The organism is Bacteroides sp. D2 (genome assembly GCF_025147085.1).
Lineage (GTDB): Bacteria > Bacteroidota > Bacteroidia > Bacteroidales > Bacteroidaceae > Bacteroides.
Window position 1 is genome coordinate 4,446,618 of sequence record NZ_CP102261.1, and the last position, 21,931, is coordinate 4,468,548.

Below are 21,931 nucleotides of genomic sequence, written 5' to 3' on the forward strand. Positions count from 1 at the left end.
TTGCAAAATATGGAAATACGAAGTTATACAGAGTTAGGTGCTCCTAAAGTTGGAGATGGAAGAATAATCGAAGGTTATGCGGTTGTATTCGGACAAGAAAGCCGTGTATTGTACGACAGGGAAAAACAACGCGCTTTTGTTGAGGTGATCGAAAAGGGAGCTATAACGGAAGAGTTATTGCGTAGTTGTGATGTTAAAGCTCTGTTAGATCATAATAAACAGAGATTGTTAGCTCGTTCTAATCGTGGTGCGGGAACTTTGTCGCTTGAACTTGACGACTACGGATTAAAATACAGGTTTGAGGCTCCTAGTACTCCCGATGGAGATTTCGCCGTAGAAATGATTAAACGCGGTGATATTTTCGGTTCGTCTTTTGCGTATGCTTTAAATGAAAAGGATAAAACAAAAGTTTCCTATTCAATGAAAGACGGGTTGTTGCTTCGTACTGTACACATGATTGATCGGATTTCCGATATATCTCCCGTTGTTGATCCTGCTTTTTATGGTACAGACGTAACGGTGCGGAGTATGGACGATACGATAGCGGAGTTGTCCGGCGAGAATAAAGACTATCTAAATGAAATTAATAATTTACGCAAATCAATTTAAAACATGAGAAAAGAATTTGAAACTATTGCTCAATACAAAGAGCAAATGCGTGCTATGTTGGATAAAGCAGAAGCGGAAAAAAGAGCACTCGACGCAAGCGAGAAAGAGCAGTTCGAGCAGTTGAAAACAAAGAAAGAACTTTTGGAAATGAAAGTTGAACGCCGTGCGCTTGAAGATATTAACGCGGGTTTGGTATCTGACCGTCGCGTGTTGTTTTCACAGGCTGTTTTTGACGTCGTTAATCATCGTTCTTTGGAAGAATACAACGGAGTAGTATCGGAAGGCGGTATTAAAGTTGTAGAACGTGCGGTGACTGTTACAGATACAACCGATGCGGCTAGCATGGTTCCTGTTACAATCGGTGAAATCATTGAGCCGTTAGAAAAAGGCTTGATTATTGATAAACTAGGTATCAAGATGCAAAGCGGGCTTGTAGGTGACCTTGTTTTCCCGACATTGGCGGCTGTTGAAGCAACAATTCAGGGTGAAAACGTTGCGGTTACTGATACCGAATTGAATATCGACAAAATCAAGGCTTCACCCAAACGTGTATCTATTTCTATCCCGGTGTCTAAGCGTGCGATCAACCAAACGAACTATTCTTTGCAGGACGTTGTTTTGAAGCAAATTTCGCTTGGTGTCGCTCGCACTTTGAATAAATGGATGTTTTCGGGAACTGCATTGTCTGGCGCAAGCAACGGGGTGTTTGTAAAGACAAAACCAGATGTTGAATATACAAACGCGTTGACATTTGCGGATATTGTTTCGCTTGAATCTACCGTAATGGATGCGGGCGTAGATGTAACCGACGGTACAGCTGCCTATGTTTGCACTCCAAAGGTGTATGGTGCCTTGAAATCCACTCCCAAAGCGGCGGGAGCTGCCGAAATGATCTGCCAAAATGGTATGGTGAACGGTTATCCGGTTCTTGTTACTAACTACATGGACGCCGATTCTATCGGATTCGGTGTATTCTCCAACGCTGCTATCGGTCAGTTCGGCGATATGGATTTAGTGATAGACCCGTACACCGGAGCGAAAAGTAATATCGTAAACTTTGTGTTGAATACAGATTACGACATTGTTGTAGCTCGCCCGGAAGCCTTTGCCATCGCAAAGAAAAAAGCGGCTTAATATAATTTGATTATTGATATTGAAAGGGCTTTGGCTTCACTGCCTTAGCCCTTTCTTAATTACTTGAATATGGCGCAATACGTAACACTTGAAGAGCTTAAACAGCATTTAAACGTCGATTTCGATACTGACGATACATATATAACCGGGCTTATCGAACCCGTTCAACTTCTTATCGAATCGTATCTAAATAATCCGCTAGATACCTACGTTAAGGACACAAAAATAGATCGGCGTATCTGGCACGCGATTCGCATCCTTATAGCGAATTACTACGCAAACCGTGAATCGGTAACATTTGCCACTCCGCAAGTTATTCCGGGGCACATAGAACTACTACTGCAACCATTAAAAAGATACACATAATGCAAGCGGGATTATTAAACGAAATGATCGGATTTTACCGTAGCGAGTCAAAGCGCGATAATCTGGGCGGCACGTCTGAAAGTTGGGTGAAAGTATTCGATAAACGCGCATACATTCGCTTTAAGTCTGGCGCACGCAAAGAAGCGAACGGCGAGATATACAATACGACCGTTAATACAATAATGATTCGCATCTGCAAAGAGATTAACGCTAAAATGCGAATCGAGTACGACGGGCAGAAATACAAGATTCTATCTATTAACCACGACCGGAAGCAACAAGCAACGGTTATAGAAGCGGAGGTAATCAATGAGTAACGACAATTACACCGGGCGCAACTTGTATCGCGTCGAAGTGGATGCAACGCGAGTAAACGAATTACTTAAACGGTTGAACGATAAAGAAGCAAAGAAGGCTATTTCTTCCGCTCTTAGAAAGTCAATTCTTATCATTCGTAAACAGGCGCAGGAAAATTTAATTTCCGCTGTTACTGATGCAGAATTTAGCAGTTCAAAGAATGGCGTATCGTTCAAACCGTTAAAGAACGAAATAAACGTAGCAGTTTATCGCAATGCTTCCGGCGCACGGGTTGACCTGATCGACCGACGCAAAAAGGGATCACGCGCCTATATGCTGAAATGGTTTGAATCAGGAACCAAAGAACGAGCTACCAAAAAAGGAGCGAATAGAGGTATTATAAATGCTTCCCACTTCTTTTCTAATGCGGTCAAATCGAAGCAGAAAGAAGCAGAGAACTCGCTAGAGAAAAATATAATTGATTCTATAACAAAAGTAGCAAATAAAAAGAAATGAGTTTATCAATAGGTGCACACGTATATAAAAAACTAAGCGATTCTACGGAGTTGGCAAAGTTGGTTACTGATAAAATCTATGCGATTTCGACCAAAACGGAAACATCTTTCCCGTTTGTGATCTACAAACGCAACTCTCTAACGCCAGAATATGCAAAATATAGTACCACAGGCGACACTGTATCGGTTGAGATCGTTGTCGCCAGTGATAACTATTTGAACTCTGTTACAATCGCGGAAGAAGTGCGTAAATCACTCGAAAACAAACGAGGAAGTTATGACAACTTCGATGTAATCGACTCGAAACTAATAAGTGCGGACGAGGATTTTATCGAAGATACTTTCATTCAACGCCTTGTGTTTTCTTTTAAAACAGAATAATAACTAAAATACGACAAAATTATGAGTAAAACAAAAGCAGCGTTAGGCAAAGACCTAATGTTATTCACAGAAGATAAGGCTATAGCGTTGGCAACTTCATGCAAGTTAGGGTTATCGGCTGAAACTATCGACACGCAAAGTAAAGATTCGGGTATCTGGACGGAGAAGGATATTAAAAAACTATCTTGGAACGCTTCAAGTGAGAACGTATTCAGTGCCGATGTTGATGCGAATAGTTACGATAAATTATTCGCATTGATGATCGCGCGCAAACCTATTACGTTAAAATTTGGTATTGTGAGTGATCCCAATGCAAACGAGATGCCTGAAGCCGGATGGACGCTTGCGGCGGGTGCTTACACTGGAAAAGCTGTTATCACTTCATTAGAAGCAAATGCGCCGGACGGAGATAAAGCGACTTTCTCTGTGAGCTTCGAAGGAACCGGACCACTTACAAAAGAGGCAGATAGTAAATAACTTACGGGCGGTGTTTTGCCGCCCTCTAAACGACTTATTCAATGAAAACAATATCACTTAACGGAAAAGATCTTTCTTTGAAATATACGCTTCGTGCGTTCTTTGTGTTCGAATCTATATCCGACTATCCGTTTCAGTTCGGGAAATTACTAGATGAATACATTTTGTTTTATTCGTTCCTGATCGCTAGCAATAAGGATTCGTTTAATATGGAATTTGACGAGTTTATAGAATTGTGCGAAAATGACTTGACTCTATTCGAACAATTCAAAGAGTTTATTTTGGATGAAATCAAACTACGTTCGCAATCGGCAGGAAATGACGTAAAAAAAAAGAAGGTGACGACGCGGAAACGAAAGCCGTAAGTATACGCGAACTTTATTCGCGCGTTGTCGGTGAGGGCGGGATCGCTCCCGATTACTTCCTCGATAAAATGGACTTTATCGAGGTTGAATCGTTTATAGACGGATTGAATCGACGCAATCGGGAAGCGTGGGAACAAACTAGATTGTTAGGTTTCATTATAGCGCAATCTAATAGCACAAAGACGCTAAAGCAAACCGATATACTCCGGTTCCCGTGGGATGAAGAAGAAAAGAAAGATACGAGCGTAACGGACGAAGAAATGCAACGATTACGAGCTAAGGCAAAAGAAGTAGAATCACAATTAAATACGAATAAAGATGTCTGATATAGTAACAAGATTATTATTAAAAACGAATGACTTCGACGCGAATTTAGAGAAGTCAAAGAAGGGTGTTAATAACTTTCAGGGCGGTATTAGTAATATGGCTAAAACAGCCGGAGCGGGCATCGTTAAGTTTGCCGGGACTATCGGCGTAGCTATGGGAGCATACGAGGGATTAATGAAAGTTATTAATAGCTCACAAACAACTGGGGATGCTTATGTTAAAATGATGGATCAAGCAAAGGCAAGTGTTGATTCTTTTTTTTCTAGCATTGCATTAGGAAACTTTGATGGCTTTCTTTCTAATCTGCAAAATGTAATCGACAAAGCCGGGGATTTATCCGTCGCTTTAGATAATTTGGGTACAAAAACTTTATTCAATAAAGCAGAGGTAGACGATCTTAACACAAAATATCAGCTTGAACTAAATAAAGCTAAGGCGCGTAATATAAGCGATGAAGAGCGCAATAAACATTTAGCTAAAGCAAAGGAATATCTTATACAGATGGCAACTTTGCAGCAATCGTTAGCGACTGCCAATACTGATACTTCCTATACGGCTTTACAGGCTGAAATTGCAAAAATGGGATTCAATAAGAATGTATCTAGGGAGATGTGGGATTATTTAATAAAAGACAGTAAAAGGTCAGATATTGAAAAGACTAGCACCGCCCACAAAGATAGACTATTTGAATATAACAAAAGGATTGAATCCTCAAAGGTTAGAGACCCATACACAGAGCAAGTAATAGACTCGGACGAGACAAAGAAGATTCGGGCAGAATTGAAAAGATATAAAGAATCTCGTTTTGGTCTTTATGGAGAATTGAATAGATTATTTATTGAAGCGGCAGACGATGAGGAATCAGCAATAGCGCAAGCGTTAAAGATGAGAGCTACGGCGAATAGTTTAAAGGTTGCCGTATCTAACAAAGAATTAGAGGTCGCAAATGCAGATGCCAAGATAAACGGAAGTTATAACAAGAGAAACGGCGGCGGAAGTGGTAGCGATACAAAAATAGAACCTGAAAAAGATTCTATTGCGTGGTATGATGCAGAAATCTCGAAATTAAATAAGAAGCTCATAGCCACTACGGACGAACAGGCAAAAACTACTATCAAAACTACGATTAACGAATTTGAAGCAAAGAAAATAAAATTGCAGGTCGAAACTAGCGGTAACAGTATAGAGGCGATAAACATTCAGTTGGCAGACCTGAATAAGAAACTTATTTCCGTAACCGATATGCAAGCACGCTCAACGATTCAAACCACGATCAACGAATTCGAACAAAAGAAGATCAATCTAAAGTTTGTAGTCGATCAAGAAGCGTTTAAAATCAAAAACGGCGGGATGAAAGACGGCGCTTTATCCGTACCTATCGCACCGACTTACGATAAGGTTCCAACGCATGGAAAGGGAGGTAAAAACTTTAAGTTACCGAAATTTGAGTCTCCAATTAAGAAAAAGGATATAGATATAAATGAGGAATACACTAAATCGCTTTATGCAGTTGGAAGTATTATGAGCTCTTTATCTGGAATCACAAACGAAAGCACCGCGGCGTATCTCCAATGGGGTGCGGGCGTAGTCTCGAGCATTGCGCAAGCTATTCCAGCAATTAGAGATTTGATAACAGCTAAACAAACCGAAGCTGTAATTAACGGCGTGACTTCGGCAACCGAAACACCCGTTGTAGGTTGGCTATTGGCGGGCGCGGCTGTCGCCTCTGTAATTGCGGCAATGGCTAGTATTCCTAAATTCGCAACGGGTGGTATTGTGCCTGGCACATCATTCACAGGCGATAAGGTTCCGGCTTTACTCAATTCAGGCGAGATGATTTTAAACGGATCACAGCAAAGTAATTTGTTTCAAATGCTTAATAGCGGTTTATATGGCTCCTTATCGCAAAAGATTGCACCGTCTGCAGAAAATGGAAATCAGCCCGCAAACGTAACGTTTCGCATACATGGAAGAGATTTGGAAGGAGTTTTGAGTAATCATTATAATCAGAAAAGCAAAGTAAGATGAAACTAAGATATTATTCAGAGTTTAAGAGCAGGAAAGACAAGACGTATAGAATCGAAATTCATACGGTCTTTGCAACGTATTCCGAAGAACTCACCCTAACAGATAGCCCGTTTACTGTTGAGTATGAATCGGACACTCTATACAAACCGTTGAAAATGTCTAATTCGGTAACAAGCATATTGACAGATAGAATTTTATCAGACCTATATACAGCCGAAGGGCAAAATATAGAAGTTCGTTTGTATAATAAAACCGATGATGTTTTAGAGTGGTTTGGATATATGAGTCCAAATTTATATTCGAGCGATTATATAACTCCGCTTAATATAGTGGAGATACAGGCAATCGATACTATTTCCGTTTTGGAAAATAAGAAGTACTCTTATATTAATTCTTCCGAGGTCTATTTTAAAAGTTTCAAAGATGTAATAATGCACATTCTTGATATTGCCGATCCCGGAAAGATTCTAAACAAATTGTACTTTCAAAAAACTAATAGAATCTCGAAAGATGTTTCTACTTCTTTGATAGAAGATATTTATATACATGAACGAAATTTCTTTGATGAAGCTAACGAGCCGATGAATAGTAGAGATGTTTTAGAAGAAATCTCTAAATATATCGGTATGACGTTCATTCAGTATCAGGATGCTTATTATATGATCGACTATGATTTTATCAAAAACGACGAGCTTCATTTTTTCGTTTATGATAGAATAAGCGATACATGTGAAAGTATAACAATCCCTTCCGCACTATTGAATGTGCGTAATATTGGCGTATCTGAAAGCGCGGGAAGTATATCGCTTGGTGATGTGTATAATAAAGTATCTGTTGTTGCTAATATGAATCAGATAACCAACTTATGCCCGGAATTGCTCGACGACGATAAGGATATAGTAAATCAAAACTCCGATCCCAATAAATATTATATATCTGGTAGGGATATAGACGGAAAGAATTACACCCTTCTTAATTCGTTTTTTAAATCTAATAGTAATTGGGGGTATTTGATACCGAGCTTTTCATTTCTTGATATTCCGGCAGAAGGTGTTGAAGTGACTATCGACAACGTTAATGATATATATTCCGGTGTGGTATGGCAGAAGTACAGCGACTACACAACAGAGGACGGGGAACCGTCTTCTTTAAGTTGGAAAACCTGCGTTTCATTCCTGCAAGCGTATAATATAATTAGTGCTTCTCGAAAGACTCTTTTAACATTGAAAAACGGAGAGTATTCTTTATTCAAAGGAGGATATTTCATAATAAATATCGCTTATAGAATGTCCGGCTCTTTTCTTCCGAACGATATAATAAAAACGTCCGATGAAGTATACTCTAATACAAAATATGGCGCCGGATTTGATAATACGATGGTTCCTTGCAAATTATATATAGATGATTACTATTATGATGGTGAAGTATGGAGAAATCAAAAGTATTATACGGATCGAGTAAATCGAGGCTATTATAAAAATACGCATAACTTAACTTATAAAGGGGCTACATGGTATAGGTATAAGGATGAATTTGGAGATTGGAGATTTGTAAGTAAGGGCGAGTATGATTCAGTTAGTGGTGAAAAGGCTTCCGGCGGGTTCGAGGATAGAAATAAGGTTTATGCGTATAGGGAAAACGGCGAAGATATTTTTGTCGAAAAATGGTATCACGACGAATGTACGCTTAAAGATGGTTTCTATTTGGTTCATATAAACAAAGAAGGTGATAAAGTTTTCGATGATGAAAAGAGATTAACGAATACTGTTAGTTATAGATTTAATCTGTACGACTCAACGGACGGAGTTGCGATTAAACTTCCAGATGATAAAATACTATGCGGAAAGATACGCTTTGAATTAAGCACTCCGAATCATTTAGGAAAATATCCTATGTATCGAACGGATGGGGGCTGTTATCCTTGTACTGCATTTCATATATCCGATTTCACGTTTAAGTATACTAACAATAAAGTTACATACGATATATTTAATAATGCAGTTGACGACTCCGACGTAGTTTACAGCAACGTGATAAACGACAATAATGTAACAGAAATGGACGACATCGAACTATTAATCAACTCAAACGCAAAAAATATTTCTTCTTACTCAAATTGCGCTACCAAATCAGGGGATAAATTTGATTATTTAAAAACGGTATATAGTCCGTTGCACGATAAAAATGTATTGCCGGAACAAATACTAATAGACAAGTTTTATACGCATTATAAAGCTCCAAAATTTAGATACAGCAATAATTTAAATCGTGGCTTTTCGATACTGTCTAGGATTTACGAGAATTCCCTCAAAAGAGAAATGGTCGTCGATCAAATGAGTATTGATTACGCAAATGAAAGTTGTAACGTATCATTAATAGAAACATGATAGAAGTAGAAAATAAGAAAGTGCCTCATTCGTTTCGGAATAAGTATTTACGCAATTCCGGTTCGGTAAGTATTAGTACAACAACGCCAACGCCTATAAATGGCGGCGGGGCTAATCTTGACGTGCTGAAAATCGACGACGGGCGTACTGTTTCAGATGAGAATGTATTTTCATCTCTTCGTTCCCTATTTGAAATAAAGTCTCGTATTATTGCTCTGACCGATAATAATACGGCACCGACCGACGATAATACGTTTTCTTCTTTACGCATAAGGCAGGAACTATATGCGGCTATCGACGCTTTAAAAGACTCGTATTTATCCAAAACAGCGCCAGACGAAACGCAATTTCTTATCAAGTTGCTAGGCGGTTTAATTGTTGACAATGGGCTAGACGTAACGAAGGGTATTTCTACAGATACGTTGACCGCAACGACAGTAACGACGCAAATACTTAACGTCCTTGATAAACTGATTGCGAAATCAGCGACTTTTTCCGGTGATATATCCTCAAATGACTACGCAGAAGGCTTAATCGGTTGGCTAATCGGCAAAGACGGTCATATAGATGCAAAATCTCTTCGTCTACGTGATTTCCTTGAAGTTCCTGAATTACGTTACAACCGCGTATCAATCGTTTCGGGCGAAGAGTGGAACGCTCCGGGCGGCGGGATTATTGAAAATATAGACGAATCAAATCGGATCATCTACCTTAAACTCGAACCGGGCGAAATAGCAGAAATAGAGGTAGACGATATTTGCAAAGGTATATTCAACGACTCAACCGGATTTCAAACCGCTTATTTTCGTATTACTGAAAAGATCGGTGATTCTACGTTTAAATATGCACTTCGTTCTGGTACAACCGCACACCCTTGCAAGGCTATGCACTTCGTTTCGTATGGTAACTTCACAAGCAAAGATCGGCAAAGATCGAGCTATTCGACACAAAGCTATGTCCGTTATCTGACGGGTGTTAACAGTTGGGAGATTACAAAAGAAATGATCGCTATGCAGTTGGGCGACCTGTCTAACTTGAAACTGTTTGGTATCGAAATGACTGGACATAGTGCGTATCTCCGCAATGTGTATATGACAGGGACTATCAAGCAATTATCTAACGATGGTATAACAGAAGTTCCCGTACCCGCTTTCAAAGGAGTATGGACGCCGGGCACATATTGGTACTATGATGAAGTTGTATGCAATGGCAGTACATGGATATGTATTGCAGACAAAACAATCCAAGAACCAACAGACAATTCTACTGATTGGCTTAAATATGTTTCTAAGGGAGAAACGGGCGACAAAGGCGACAAAGGAGATAAAGGAGATAAGGGAGATACGGGTGCAACCGGGGCAAAAGGCGACAAAGGTGATACAGGACCGACCGGATCACAAGGTATTCCCGGCACATCACAGTATTTTCACGTAAAGTACTCCGCTAATGCGAACGGTAATCCGATGTCTGACACTCCGAACACTTATATCGGTACAGCGGTAACAACTAGTGCGACCGCTCCAACCGGATACGCTTCTTATAAGTGGGTACAGTTGAAAGGCTCGCAAGGTCCTAAAGGAGAACAAGGTATCGCCGGACCAACCGGAGCCAACGGACAAACTTCCTACTTACACATCAAGTACTCGGACAATGGTACGAGTTTTACTGCTAATAATGGTGAGACTCCCGGTGCTTGGATAGGGCAATATGTTGACTTCACTGCGGCAGACAGCACAACTTTTTCTAAGTATATTTGGACGAAAGTAAAGGGTGATACAGGAGATAAGGGGGATAAAGGGGACAAAGGAGATAAAGGCGATCAGGGAGGCAAGGGAGATACAGGAGCAACCGGACTTCCCGGTGCTTTAATCCGCCCGCGCGGTGAGTGGAAAGCAAACACTAACTATGTTAATAATACGCAGTATCGAGATACTATTATCTACAACGGTAATACTTATTCGTGTCGTGTAGATCATAATTCCGGTTCTTCTTTCGATGTAACGAAATGGACTTTGTTTAACGACTTTGTTAATGTTGCTACGCAGTTGTTAGTAGCTCAAAATGCAACGATCGATATACTCGGCACGTCCGGTCTGTTTATTGGTAATCAAGCAAAAACGCAGGGTTGGTTAATGACGGGCGGTTCGATTAAGCATAATGTAACCGGGCTTGAATTAACAGCAGACGGAAAATTATCACTTCCTGCAACGGGTGCGATATTGGTTGGAAATAAGACGTTTATCACTAATGGAAAGATTGTAACGGATTTTATCGATGTTAAGACCTTAGAAGTTGAAAAACTGAATGGCGCGACAGGCACATTTAAGTCATTACAAGGAACTAAAATAGTAGATAATAAAGAAGTCGTAATGTGCGAAATCGGATTTAGCACATCCGAAGGGAAGATGTATTTTGAAGGCGACATGCAGCATCAAGGCACTTTTAAGGAACCGAACGGAACAAATAGAAGCTATAGGTTTCTAACCGCTGATTTGTGGTGTAGAGGACAATTCGGACACCAACAAATGACTTCTCTTTCATTTAATTCCGCTTCGACTAGTGATTTCTTTGCACATATCTATAATTATGGAACTGATACAACTTATCACAAATATGCGCAATCAGGACAACCGATAGACTGTATTTTTCTTGAAGGAAGTGGAAACTATGTAATATATATATGCAATTCACCTCGGCGCAAAATGATAACAATTGTAAACGCTTCTGGCTATCCTAAGCGGGTTCTTACAACATGGCAAAGCGGGGGTACTTATACTCTCGAACCTTACCGATTTGCAATTTTTGTAACAGCGGAAACATACGCTTCTGTTAATAATACATCTTCTACGGTTAATTTACACGTTATGCAATAAAACTATGAAAATAGACTTTAGAAAAATTCAAGTAAAAGACATCGAAGGGAATAATAGTACCGTCGATATTGCAAAGATGTTAGGCAATGCGATCTATCAGAAAACCGCCGATTTGGGCGAATTGGAATTAGCTCAACAAATCTACAAGAACGGTGAAGTAGAAGTATCTCCCGAACAAGCCGAAAGTATTAAAAAATATGTGAGTACGGGGTTCGTCGCTTTTGTTCAGGTAGCGGTTAATGAGGCTTTATCGGTAGAATAAGAGCTACCCAAAGCGATATGAAATACATAAAATAAAAATATGGACGAATGGTTAAAAATCATAGGAGCGTTAGGAGGATTAGAGGCGATCCGCTTTACAGTCACGTTTCTAGCGAATCGCAAAACGAACGCCAGAAAAGAAAAGGCTACGGCGGATTCTATGGAACTTCAAAATTTACTTTCTATCATTGACAATCTAAACAAGCAGATTGAACGGTATGACGAGCGACTAAAACAACGAGACGAGAAAGTAGATACGATTTATCGAGAATGGAGAACCGCACAGGCAGAGGCGCAAAATTGGATGCGTAAATACTACGAGCTTGAATTAGCTTTGAAGGATGCAGAACATAACCGATGTGACAGACCAGACAGCGAGTGCAGCCGGAGAACTCCACCGCGTAGACCAATTACAATTAATAATCAAAATAAAGAAGAAAGCAATGAATAAAATAGACTCGATTATCATCCATTGTTCGGCTACGCGCGCCGGGCAGGATTTGACCGCAAAAGACATTGATCGTATACACCGGGCACGCGGATTTAACCAGATCGGATATAACTATGTTATCCGGATTGATGGGACGGTAGAAAAAGGGAGATCTTTAGCGGTTGACGGAGCGCATTGTAATACGAAGGGTTTTAGCGAATCTTCGTATAATAAACATAGTGTTGGTATTTGCTACATAGGTGGTTTGGATGCAAACGGAAAGCCTGCAGACACAAGAACGATCGCCCAAAGAGCGGCTTTGCGCGAGTTGGTTGCTAAACTCTGCAAAGAATATGAGATAATCGAGGTTCTCGGACATCGTGATACTTCGCCCGATCTGGACGGAAGCGGAGAGGTAGAGCCGAAAGAATATATAAAGGCGTGCCCCTGTTTTGATGTACGCTCCGAGTTCCCTAATTTCTTACGTAATACAGTAGTTCGACCATGAAACGGCTAGTTTATATTATCATATTGCTGATGTTAGCAATATGTTTCGTATCATGCCGGACTCAATATATCCCGGTTGAATCCGTTCGCACTGAATACAAGACACGTGATAGTATCCGTTATGATAGCATCTATCAACGAGATAGTATTTATACGCTCGTAAAGGGTGATACAGTTTATCAGTATAGATATAAGTATCTGTATCGCTACTTAACAACGAATCGTACCGATACGATTCTTAAAAACGATTCTATTCGTGTGCCTTATCCGGTTGAAAAGAAGTTAAACCGATGGCAATCTATTAAAATGGAGTTGGGCGGGTGGGCGTTTGGAATTATAATTTTGTTTATTCTGATAATAATTGGTCGAATAATATTCAAATCAAAAAATAATTAGTATATTTGTGTACGGGTGGGGATATCTGTTGTACCATCTCTCTACGGAAGTTGCTAGATTTTGAGTTGAGAGATAATGCGTTATTTATTCCATTAAGAATGAGCCTCGACTAAGTATAGTCGGGGCTTTCGCTTTCTACATAAACAAAAAGAGTCCCGCAACGGCTCAAATTGCGGGACTGGTGTCAAATAAGAATCTTAACCGAGTTTAAGCGATGTTTGATGAATCATTTCGCTTACATCCTTCAAGGCATTTAAAAATGTTTGAAGTTCATTATCAGTAAAGCGAGCCTTTTTCCCGTTTACGATGTTACCGTTAATTCTTTGATATAGCCAATTTCTTGACTTACCGAAATACTTCTTTGCGATATAGCTAAACGAAATAGCCTCCGGCAATTCTCCGAGCTTATCTCTTAATATAGCTTCTTCCGCTCTTTCAATGAAATCATTACAAGCGTCTACGGTTGCTTTTAGTCCGGATTCAGACGCTTTTTTATAGGCTTCTCGCTGATCTTCTGGCAGTGCATTATATTTTGCTTGCATTTCTTTTTTGAAAGCATCCCTTTCTTCTTGTGTAGATAAGGTTTTAAATCTTTCAAAATCCGCTTTCATTTCGGGCGTTGGCAAACAAGCGTTTATATCTATCATATTTTAAAGTTTTAATCCCTCCCCGAAGGGAGGGAGGTTAATTATTCTTTTAATTTTTCCCGAATCTCATTCATCCGGTCAAGTATGTCATTTATTAATGCTTCTCTTTCTTTTTCATTTTCGGGAACCCCGTAGGCTTCGTGGAATGAAGCGAGAAGTTTTAAATTCTCATACTCTTGTTCTAATTCCTTTCTTTCTTCATCTTTCATTGGTTAAACATTAAAATTAAGAACTCTTATTTGACTCTACAAAAATAATAAGCATTTGCTTATTGTGCAAGTTTTGGGCGAATTATTTTAATGAATTAATATAATCTATTACTTTTCTATTCGCTTTATCTATTTGCTCTAAATCGTAATCTATATAAATTCCGGTTGTTTTGCATCCGAACTCGTGCCCCAAAGCTAAAGATATTACATCTTTCGATATTTCTATTTTATGCGCTATTGTAGCCCATGTATGGCGCGCCCAATACGAGGTTATGCCGGGAAATAAAATATCTCTAATCTTTTTCCCACCTAATCCTTTGCGTTCAAAGTTTCCAAGTTTTTGCAAACCTCTATTCATTGCTGCCATATACTTTCTATAATTGTAATCGTTGGTTTCGAGCGTGTTTAGTAGAAATCTGTTTCCTTTATACCTGTTTATTATCTCCATTGCTTCCGGTTCTACTTTGATAGAGTATAGCTTTCCGGTTTTTTCTCGTTTATATTCTATGCGTCCGTCAACTATTTGTTTGAGGTTAAATAAGTCTATTGCGTTTATTCCGATTAGATAAAACATAAGCATGAATATGTCTTGATACTCCTTTTGATATTCTTCTCCGTTAAAGTCTCGGAGCGTGGCGAGTTGTTCCGGTCTTAGCGAGCGTTTTCTGGTTTCCTCTTTTTCGATAGCAAACTTTCTAAACGGATATAACTCCGTTTCTTCGTTATCTATCGCATAGTTAAAGACGGCTCTAATATTCCGTAGATGGATTGATATTGAATTGGTTTTCATTCCTGTATCTTTTAGCCATTTATTAAAAGATTCCAACCATTTCTTTGTGATAGTCTCAAATGTACATACCGGGTCGTAGGCAAGAATCTTATTCTTTGTAGCCTTATATAGTTCTATTGTATTTCCTTTCGTCTTTGTCTCTATAAACTCGTCTAGGTAGGTTACGAAAGTTTTGCAGGTTGACTCGTTTTTGATGGACTTTGAAATATAATCTTTCAAGGCTGCGTCGCTCATGCTTTTTAATTTCTGATTATTATCCAACATAACGATAAGTATTTCCACGCGATTTATAAGATTGCGTATCGCTACATTTTTAGCTTTGTAGCTTTTCGCTTCTTTGCTATACTCTGTACCCGTCCACGTTCTCGGAGTAGCGCAAAAATCGGTACTTATTAATATTCGGCTTTTATGCCTAATATACAACTTGATCGGGTATGTGCCGTCTTTCTTTTCTCTACGTGTGTCTAATTGATAACAAACAGTTGCCATAATAATATTGTTTTTAGTATATATACGCAAACAACGTGTCAACGGGATAGCGTGATAATTATGCGAGATGAAAATTTGCGCAAAATTTGCACCATTTTCTTTAATAATACCCGTTTATAACGCCTAAAAACGATACTTTGATATAGATATAAGGCAATAAAAAAGCCCCTTACTTGTTTGTAAGAGGCTGATAATCAGATAGTAGTGGGTACGAGAATCGAACTCGTATTACATGCGTGAGAGGCATGTGTCCTAACCGTTAGACGAACCCACCGGATTTTGATAGATTTAAAAAGAGCCAAGTATAAAACTTAGCTCTTTTTTATTTTGAGATTTTGCGGAAGCTGGGGGATTCGAACCCCCGGTACCCTTACGAGTACGTCAGTTTAGCAAACTGGTGGTTTCAGCCACTCACCCAAACTTCCTTGAACCCGCATTCTCTCTCAAATGCGGTGCAAATATAGGGGGAACTTTTGGACTACGCAAATCTTTTAGCAAGATTTTTTTTACCTATTTTTTGTAAAATGAGATAACCTGCTATGTTTCAAATGTTAAACGGAGGAATTTTTTTTTCGAAAGCTTTTAATTTTTATCGATGGGCGGACGACTTGAAACATATTGACGCTATCCGTTCATTATAGTGACGGTATCTTCATGGGATAGGGTAATCATCGGGATTGGATAGTGACGGTATATTTAACCTTGGAAAAGGGCATAAAAAAAGGCCATCTATCCCAGACAGCCAATCTTTTGTTAACCTTAAATCTAATACTATGAAAAACACAGTACAAATATACGGACTTCTGGCGAATTTGCAAATAAAACAAGAAAAAAGAGATGTTTTATAACATTGATTAAATGTTTGATTCCTCAATTATATTTTTATTAAGATTTTCAGCGTTTTGAACACTATATTCCCAATATTTATCACATAATTTCAGATAACTGCTCTCGGCACTTTTGCCTCCTAAAGAAATGGCATACATCTTTGTCTGTTTTGCTTTTGCATGTTCTATGGACTGGGATAACAGTTTATCGACGGGACGCATCTCAAAATCCGATACGGTGATGATGTCTGCTTCCATATATCCTTCTTCGCTGATTTTTCGCAGAGCATGCGTGATGACTGGTTCCATATCTGTGCCACCATGAAAAGATTGGCTTAGAAAATCGACAAGGCGATCGAAACTACTCCCTAAATCGGTTATTTCAATACACTCGATATCATCGGAGAAGAGGATGACGTAACATTTCCGATGTTGTACTTCTGTCAATTCGGCAATGGCAAGTAGAGTAGATTTTGCGATTCTTTCCCGTTCGCCTGCCATAGAACCGGAAGTGTCCAGGCAAACGATGAAAGGGCCTTCAGCTTCTTCGGAAACTTCATTTCCTACTGTTTTCTTATCATTGATGGTTTGTTTCTCGTGCGATTGATAATCGATGACTTGTAGTCTCTTCTCTATGAAACGCTCGAAAAATATGGGTTGCAGGTTCTTTTCCGCCAGATAACAATATTCCAGAGGGAGAAGACTATTCAAATCGTTTCCTTCACAAATGCCTGCAATATCACTTCGGGTGGCATGAGATATAATTTGTTCCCGGTGAATACCTGCGGTCATTTTGAAACGTTTCCGGCTACTTTGGTGTTTTTTGCCTAAGATTTCTACCAGTTCGCGGATAACGGGATTTCGTTTGATCGTTTCTTCGTATTCTAAAATCTGTTCCGCTATCTGTTTATGATTGCGAAGTAGCCAGACGAGGCGTGAGCCACCGCGTACCGGAAGATTTTTGGCTAATGCCAGTTGAATACGGTAGAAATCCTCACAGAGTTGCTCGATATGTTCCATCTGATAGTTGAACTCATTGTTCGAGAGTAGCGTATGCCACTTGTCGAAAAAAAGAGTCCGCAACGCTTTCCATTCTTTGGAACGCGGGCTGATTGCATTAAAACGTTGGAGGTAGTATTTTACGTTGAGGTCTACCAGGTGATATTTCATGGAGAAGGGGTATGCGCTGTTGTTCAGGAATTGAAGAAACTTTGCGTCCGATGCTTCATTCATTTCATGAAAGTATTCCCATTGCGATGCATAACGGGAGTAGAAATCTTGCAGGGAGGGTTGTGTGTGACGAAAATACAGGTGAATGTCCGCATCCAGTTCTTCGGGACGGATAATCAGATTGTGTAGTTGTTCGTCGTACACATCATAGGCTATTCCCTGCAATTTTTCGTAATAAATGTCTTGCAGGTGCTTGAGCCTAATACTCTCTGTTCTCTTGTTCATGGGCATGAGCGATGATGCGAAGTTCGTTCCGGTAGTTCTCTATGATATGTGCAGTTTCCCCTAAGATTCGCTTAATTTTGCTTTTTTGCGATGAACTTAAGAAAAGATGTTCCTTTGTATATGCTGTTTCCCGCTCGGAGATTGTTTTATATTCTACCTCCATTTGATGAAGTAAATCTATCACTTCCTGCAATGTAAATTCGAACGGAGTACTGCCGTCCTGCTGTGTTGGCAAAGGTTCGCAATTATCATAACATAGTAGTGGATACTCCTGATTGTTGACGAAAACAGATCGTTTCCCTTTTCGGAGGGAATAAATATTCTTTTGTGCGATATTCCTGTTCTTTACGAAATCGTAGGCTTTCAGGATTTTGTTGACCGGACGGAATTTATCCTGTTGGATATAAAACAACCGGTTGCTGTCTTTCCTCAAAGACTGGTAATCCGAAGCAAAGATGAGTAAATTTCCGGCAATGTGGTAACCTTCTATGCGATGATAGAAGGTATCTACGACCTGGATTCCCGGATCGCTAAGTTCCCGTAGGCTGTGTTCGGACTTCATGTTTTCTTTCAATGTATCCAGTTTCTGTTCCAGTCGTTTTTCTCCCAATAAATATGTATTGATTCCCCGTGCAATCGACTGTTCCACTATGTTTTCGATGATGGGGAGCTGCGAAACTTCATCCCACAGACAGGCACTCATCAGCAAGCAGTCGGAGAAGTGAATTCCCGGAGATTCGTTCAGATAGGCCGAGGTGCGGAGCAGACCTACTATTTTTTTCCAACGGCGGTCGGATATATAGATCGGAGGGGTGTTTTCATCCCGCCCTGTATTATATTGTTCGATTTCTCGTTTGATATTGTGAATCAGCTCGAAGATGGTATAGTGGATACCTACTTTCTCACTTTCAGCTTGTATTTGATTGTATAATTCATCGTCTACCTGGAGTTTTGCCGGGATTTCAGGTTCTACTTCCCGTGTAGAAGAAATCATCTGGTCGAAAGCATATTCCTGTTCAATGCATCCGACAAACTGGCGGATCAGGAAACGGTCGTATAGGGCTTCCAGTCCTTCACCTTTTGCGGGTAGTTCGTTGGACGCGGCAATCAGCGCTTTCAGAGGAACACGCACCGTAAATTGTCCGTTGCGATATATCTTTTCATTGATTACTGTCAAAAGAGAATTTTGGATAGCAGGACCGGCTTTCCATATTTCATCCAGGAAGACAATCGATGCTGTCGGCAAGTATCCTTTTGTAATACGTTCGTATGTATCTTCATCTTTCAATTTTGAGATGGAGACGGGGCCGAATATTTCATCCGGTGTACTGAAACGAGACATCAGATATTCAAAAGCATCCGCATCTTTAAAAGCCAGTTTGAGCCTGCGCGCCACTAAGCTCTTGGCTACTCCCGGAGGGCCCAATAGAAAGATACTTTCACCTGCCATGGCAGATAATAGGGAGAGTGCGATGGTATGTTCTTTTTCGAATACTCCCTCATTGAGGGATTTCAGCAGTTGGGTGATATGGGATTTGATTGACTTCATGCGACAGATGATTTCATGTGTTGTTAGCAGGAGGCAAAGATACAAGAATTCTTTGAAATAGACTTCATTGGGGGGATTTACCCCTAGATTTAGGCAATTTCCTCCCGATAAGTAGGAGTTTTCAGTTTCATAAGGAAAATTCATTCTCTACTTTTGTTCTATCGAAAGATAAATGATAGATAATAATTAGAGAACCGTTAAAAATAAAGGAATATGAAAACGAACACATTTAAATACTTCGGTTTGGCTTTGATGGCTATATTGATGGTAAGTTTTACCTCTTGCGAAGTGGAAATAGACAGTTTCTATGATGATGATAATAATGGTGCAGGATACTATAATCGTTCGGCTGATTTGTGTAGCCGTACCTGGGTTAGTTTCTACCGGGACATGGACGGTAACTATTGCCGTCAGGAACTGGATTTCTTTTTAGATCGTACGGGAATTGACTATATACGGGTGGAATATCCTAACGGGACAGTAGAGCAGTATGAATATAATTTCCGTTGGAGCTGGGAGAATTATGCGCAGACTTCCATTCGTATGTCATACGGACCGAATGATGTTTCATACCTGGATGATGTGTACATCGGTGGAAACAGGTTAAGCGGTTATCTGGACGGACGAAATAACTTTGTGGAGTTTCAGGGGAAATGATGAAAGATAAAACGGAAAGAAACAGAGGGAAAAAGATCGTTTGAGGGATAACAAGATGCAGGTGAAAAGAGAAGGATAAGATAGTTAAGATAGAAATAGGATAGTTATTAGGAACAAAATAATAGGTAACGGAGTAAAAGGGTAATCAATAAGATTTCAGGATATATGATTCAGGGTATAAATAGGGCGCGAAATGAAAGCTTAAAAGTTTTGAACCGGACTAAATAGTTTTTATCTTTGCGCCCTATTAGTTTTTATATACATGGAGTGGTTATATAGTCTATTTCTCGAACATTCTGCCTTACAGGCTGTTGTGGTACTTTCATTGATTTCTGCCATTGGTCTGGGCTTGGGAAGAGTGCATTTCTGGGGAGTTTCCCTGGGAGTCACTTTTGTTTTTTTTGCAGGCATCCTCGCCGGCCATCTCGGGCTTTCGGTCGATCCGCAGATGTTGAACTACGCAGAAAGTTTCGGACTGGTCATTTTCGTTTATTCTCTCGGTTTGCAAGTCGGTCCCGGTTTCTTTAGCTCTTTCCGCAAAGGAGGGGTGACATTGAATATGCTGGCATTGGGAGTTGTTCTGTTGGGAACATTGTTGACGGTGGTGGCCAGTTATGCGACAGGTGTCTCTCTTCCTGATATGGTTGGTATCCTTTGTGGAGCAACGACGAATACTCCGGCGTTGGGAGCTGCACAACAAACATTGAAACAGATGGGAATGGACAGCAGTACTCCTGCTTTAGGATGTGCGGTAGCCTATCCGATGGGGGTAGTTGGTGTAATCCTTGCCGTTTTATTAATTCGCAAAGTGTTGGTTCGCAAAGAAGACTTGGAGATAAAAGAGAAAGACGATGCGAACAAAACCTACATTGCAGCGTTTCAAGTACACAATCCTGCTATTTTCAATAAAAGCATCAAGGATATAGCTCGCATGAGTTACCCGAAGTTTGTCATCTCCCGCTTATGGCGTGACGGACATGTAAGTATTCCGACTTCTGACAAGATATTGAAGGAAGGTGACCGTTTGCTGGTGGTAACTGCGGAGAAAGATGCTTTGGCCTTGACCGTGCTTTTTGGTGAACAGGAAAATACGGATTGGAATAAAGAGGACATTGACTGGAATGCGATTGATAGTGAATTGATTTCGCAACGTATTGTCGTTACCCGCCCTGAACTGAATGGTAAGAAACTCGGTTCACTCCGGTTGAGAAATCATTATGGGATTAACATCAGTCGCGTTTACCGGTCGGGTGTGCAGTTGCTTGCTACTCCGGGATTGGTACTTCAATTAGGAGACCGCCTGACGGTAGTGGGAGAGGCTGCTGCTATTCAGAATGTGGAGAAAGTACTTGGAAATGCTGTAAAAAGTTTGAAAGAACCCAATCTGGTTGTTGTGTTTATCGGCATCGTACTCGGTTTGGCATTGGGGGCGATTCCTTTCTCTTTTCCGGGTGTCAGTACTCCTGTGAAGCTGGGATTAGCGGGTGGACCGATTATCGTTGGTATCCTTCTGGGAACTTTTGGACCGCGGATACACATGATTACTTATACCACCCGTAGCGCGAATCTGATGCTGCGTGCCTTAGGACTTTCCATGTACCTTGCTTGTCTGGGACTGGATGCCGGAGCTCATTTTTTCGACACCGTATTCCGTCCGGAAGGTTTGTTATGGATCGCTTTAGGAGCCGGATTGACTATTATTCCAACCGTACTGGTGGGGGTTGTGGCTTTCAAGATGATGAAGATTGATTTCGGCACTGTATCTGGTATGTTGTGCGGAAGTATGGCAAATCCGATGGCACTGAACTATGTAAACGATACAATTCCCGGCGACAACCCATCCGTAGCCTACGCGACTGTTTATCCGCTGTGTATGTTCCTGCGGGTAATTATCGCTCAAGTGTTGTTAATGTTCTTGTTGAATTGAGAAATAATTGTAAATAGTAAAATAGTAA

22 protein-coding genes and 2 tRNA genes are annotated in these 21,931 nt (G+C 40.2%); 17 read left to right on the forward strand and 7 right to left on the reverse strand.

From position 1 onward, the window contains the following. Window positions 1-9 precede the first annotated feature (9 nt). The 15 genes from NQ505_RS15910 to NQ505_RS15980 all read left to right on the forward strand — a co-directional run bounded on the left by NQ505_RS15910 (window position 10) and on the right by NQ505_RS15980 (window position 12,958). Window positions 10-609, forward strand: coding sequence for an HK97 family phage prohead protease (locus NQ505_RS15910; RefSeq protein ID WP_008999299.1), 600 nt, complete (start codon window positions 10-12; stop codon window positions 607-609). Between the two features lie 3 nt (window positions 610-612). Further along, complete coding sequence (locus NQ505_RS15915; RefSeq protein WP_008999300.1) at window positions 613-1,743, forward strand: phage major capsid protein; 1,131 nt, start codon at window positions 613-615, stop codon at window positions 1,741-1,743. A 69-nt stretch (window positions 1,744-1,812) separates the two neighbouring features. Continuing rightward, window positions 1,813-2,109: a head-tail connector protein gene (locus tag NQ505_RS15920; RefSeq protein ID WP_008999301.1), complete on the forward strand. Its 297-nt coding sequence runs from the start codon at window positions 1,813-1,815 to the stop codon at window positions 2,107-2,109. Between the two features lie 23 nt (window positions 2,110-2,132). Further along, window positions 2,133-2,426 (forward strand): phage head closure protein, encoded by a 294-nt coding sequence (locus NQ505_RS15925; protein ID WP_229086256.1) that lies wholly within the window; start codon window positions 2,133-2,135, stop codon window positions 2,424-2,426. After that, window positions 2,419-2,922, forward strand: coding sequence for a hypothetical protein (locus NQ505_RS15930; RefSeq protein ID WP_008999303.1), 504 nt, complete (start codon window positions 2,419-2,421; stop codon window positions 2,920-2,922). The genes NQ505_RS15925 and NQ505_RS15930 overlap by 8 nt, the downstream gene beginning before the upstream one ends. Then, window positions 2,919-3,302, forward strand: coding sequence for a DUF3168 domain-containing protein (locus NQ505_RS15935; protein WP_008999304.1), 384 nt, complete (start codon window positions 2,919-2,921; stop codon window positions 3,300-3,302). Before NQ505_RS15930 ends, NQ505_RS15935 begins: the two co-directional genes overlap by 4 nt. A gap of 21 nt (window positions 3,303-3,323) precedes the next feature. Beyond that, window positions 3,324-3,779: a phage tail tube protein gene (locus tag NQ505_RS15940; protein WP_008999305.1), complete on the forward strand. Its 456-nt coding sequence runs from the start codon at window positions 3,324-3,326 to the stop codon at window positions 3,777-3,779. A 41-nt stretch (window positions 3,780-3,820) separates the two neighbouring features. After that, window positions 3,821-4,144 carry a hypothetical protein gene (locus NQ505_RS15945; protein ID WP_008999306.1) on the forward strand — a complete coding sequence of 108 codons (324 nt, stop codon included), beginning with the start codon at window positions 3,821-3,823 and terminating at the stop codon, window positions 4,142-4,144. A 68-nt stretch (window positions 4,145-4,212) separates the two neighbouring features. Continuing rightward, a complete protein-coding gene (locus NQ505_RS15950) occupies window positions 4,213-4,470 on the forward strand; it encodes a hypothetical protein (RefSeq protein ID WP_032853565.1) in 258 nt (85 codons plus the stop codon). Continuing rightward, window positions 4,463-6,499, forward strand: a complete 2,037-nt coding sequence (locus tag NQ505_RS15955; protein ID WP_008999307.1) for a hypothetical protein — start codon at window positions 4,463-4,465, stop codon at window positions 6,497-6,499. Before NQ505_RS15950 ends, NQ505_RS15955 begins: the two co-directional genes overlap by 8 nt. Then, entirely contained in the window at window positions 6,496-8,886 is a 2,391-nt protein-coding gene (locus tag NQ505_RS15960; protein WP_008999308.1) for a hypothetical protein, read from the forward strand. The genes NQ505_RS15955 and NQ505_RS15960 overlap by 4 nt, the downstream gene beginning before the upstream one ends. Further along, entirely contained in the window at window positions 8,883-11,759 is a 2,877-nt protein-coding gene (locus NQ505_RS15965) for a hypothetical protein (RefSeq protein WP_008999309.1), read from the forward strand. The genes NQ505_RS15960 and NQ505_RS15965 overlap by 4 nt, the downstream gene beginning before the upstream one ends. Before the next feature lie 4 nt (window positions 11,760-11,763). Beyond that, entirely contained in the window at window positions 11,764-12,021 is a 258-nt protein-coding gene (locus tag NQ505_RS15970; protein ID WP_008999310.1) for a hypothetical protein, read from the forward strand. A 39-nt stretch (window positions 12,022-12,060) separates the two neighbouring features. Next, complete coding sequence (locus NQ505_RS15975) at window positions 12,061-12,471, forward strand: hypothetical protein (protein ID WP_032845715.1); 411 nt, start codon at window positions 12,061-12,063, stop codon at window positions 12,469-12,471. Beyond that, window positions 12,464-12,958, forward strand: a complete 495-nt coding sequence (locus tag NQ505_RS15980) for an N-acetylmuramoyl-L-alanine amidase (RefSeq protein WP_032853566.1) — start codon at window positions 12,464-12,466, stop codon at window positions 12,956-12,958. Before NQ505_RS15975 ends, NQ505_RS15980 begins: the two co-directional genes overlap by 8 nt. 592 nt (window positions 12,959-13,550) lie before the next feature. Here the strand turns inward: NQ505_RS15980 and NQ505_RS15985 are convergent. The 7 genes from NQ505_RS15985 to NQ505_RS16015 all read right to left on the reverse strand — a co-directional run bounded on the left by NQ505_RS15985 (window position 13,551) and on the right by NQ505_RS16015 (window position 19,319). Next, entirely contained in the window at window positions 13,551-14,000 is a 450-nt protein-coding gene (locus NQ505_RS15985; protein WP_004326910.1) for a DUF5053 domain-containing protein, read from the reverse strand. A 41-nt stretch (window positions 14,001-14,041) separates the two neighbouring features. Beyond that, entirely contained in the window at window positions 14,042-14,209 is a 168-nt protein-coding gene (locus NQ505_RS15990) for a hypothetical protein (protein WP_004326911.1), read from the reverse strand. Between the two features lie 82 nt (window positions 14,210-14,291). Beyond that, complete coding sequence (locus NQ505_RS15995; RefSeq protein ID WP_008999313.1) at window positions 14,292-15,488, reverse strand: tyrosine-type recombinase/integrase; 1,197 nt, start codon at window positions 15,486-15,488, stop codon at window positions 14,292-14,294. A gap of 202 nt (window positions 15,489-15,690) precedes the next feature. After that, window positions 15,691-15,762 (reverse strand) — tRNA-Glu (locus NQ505_RS16000). A 64-nt stretch (window positions 15,763-15,826) separates the two neighbouring features. Further along, window positions 15,827-15,913 (reverse strand) — tRNA-Ser (locus NQ505_RS16005). A gap of 429 nt (window positions 15,914-16,342) precedes the next feature. Next, window positions 16,343-17,770: a VWA domain-containing protein gene (locus tag NQ505_RS16010; protein ID WP_198286889.1), complete on the reverse strand. Its 1,428-nt coding sequence runs from the start codon at window positions 17,768-17,770 to the stop codon at window positions 16,343-16,345. Beyond that, a complete protein-coding gene (locus NQ505_RS16015; protein ID WP_004297848.1) occupies window positions 17,745-19,319 on the reverse strand; it encodes an AAA family ATPase in 1,575 nt (524 codons plus the stop codon). Before NQ505_RS16015 ends, NQ505_RS16010 begins: the two co-directional genes overlap by 26 nt. A 213-nt stretch (window positions 19,320-19,532) precedes the next feature. Here NQ505_RS16015 and NQ505_RS16020 point away from each other — a divergent pair, with 213 nt between their 5' ends. After that, window positions 19,533-19,976, forward strand: a complete 444-nt coding sequence (locus tag NQ505_RS16020) for a hypothetical protein (RefSeq protein ID WP_004306378.1) — start codon at window positions 19,533-19,535, stop codon at window positions 19,974-19,976. A 262-nt stretch (window positions 19,977-20,238) separates the two neighbouring features. Further along, entirely contained in the window at window positions 20,239-21,903 is a 1,665-nt protein-coding gene (locus NQ505_RS16025; protein ID WP_008999316.1) for a putative transporter, read from the forward strand. Window positions 21,904-21,931: the final 28 nt, after the last annotated feature.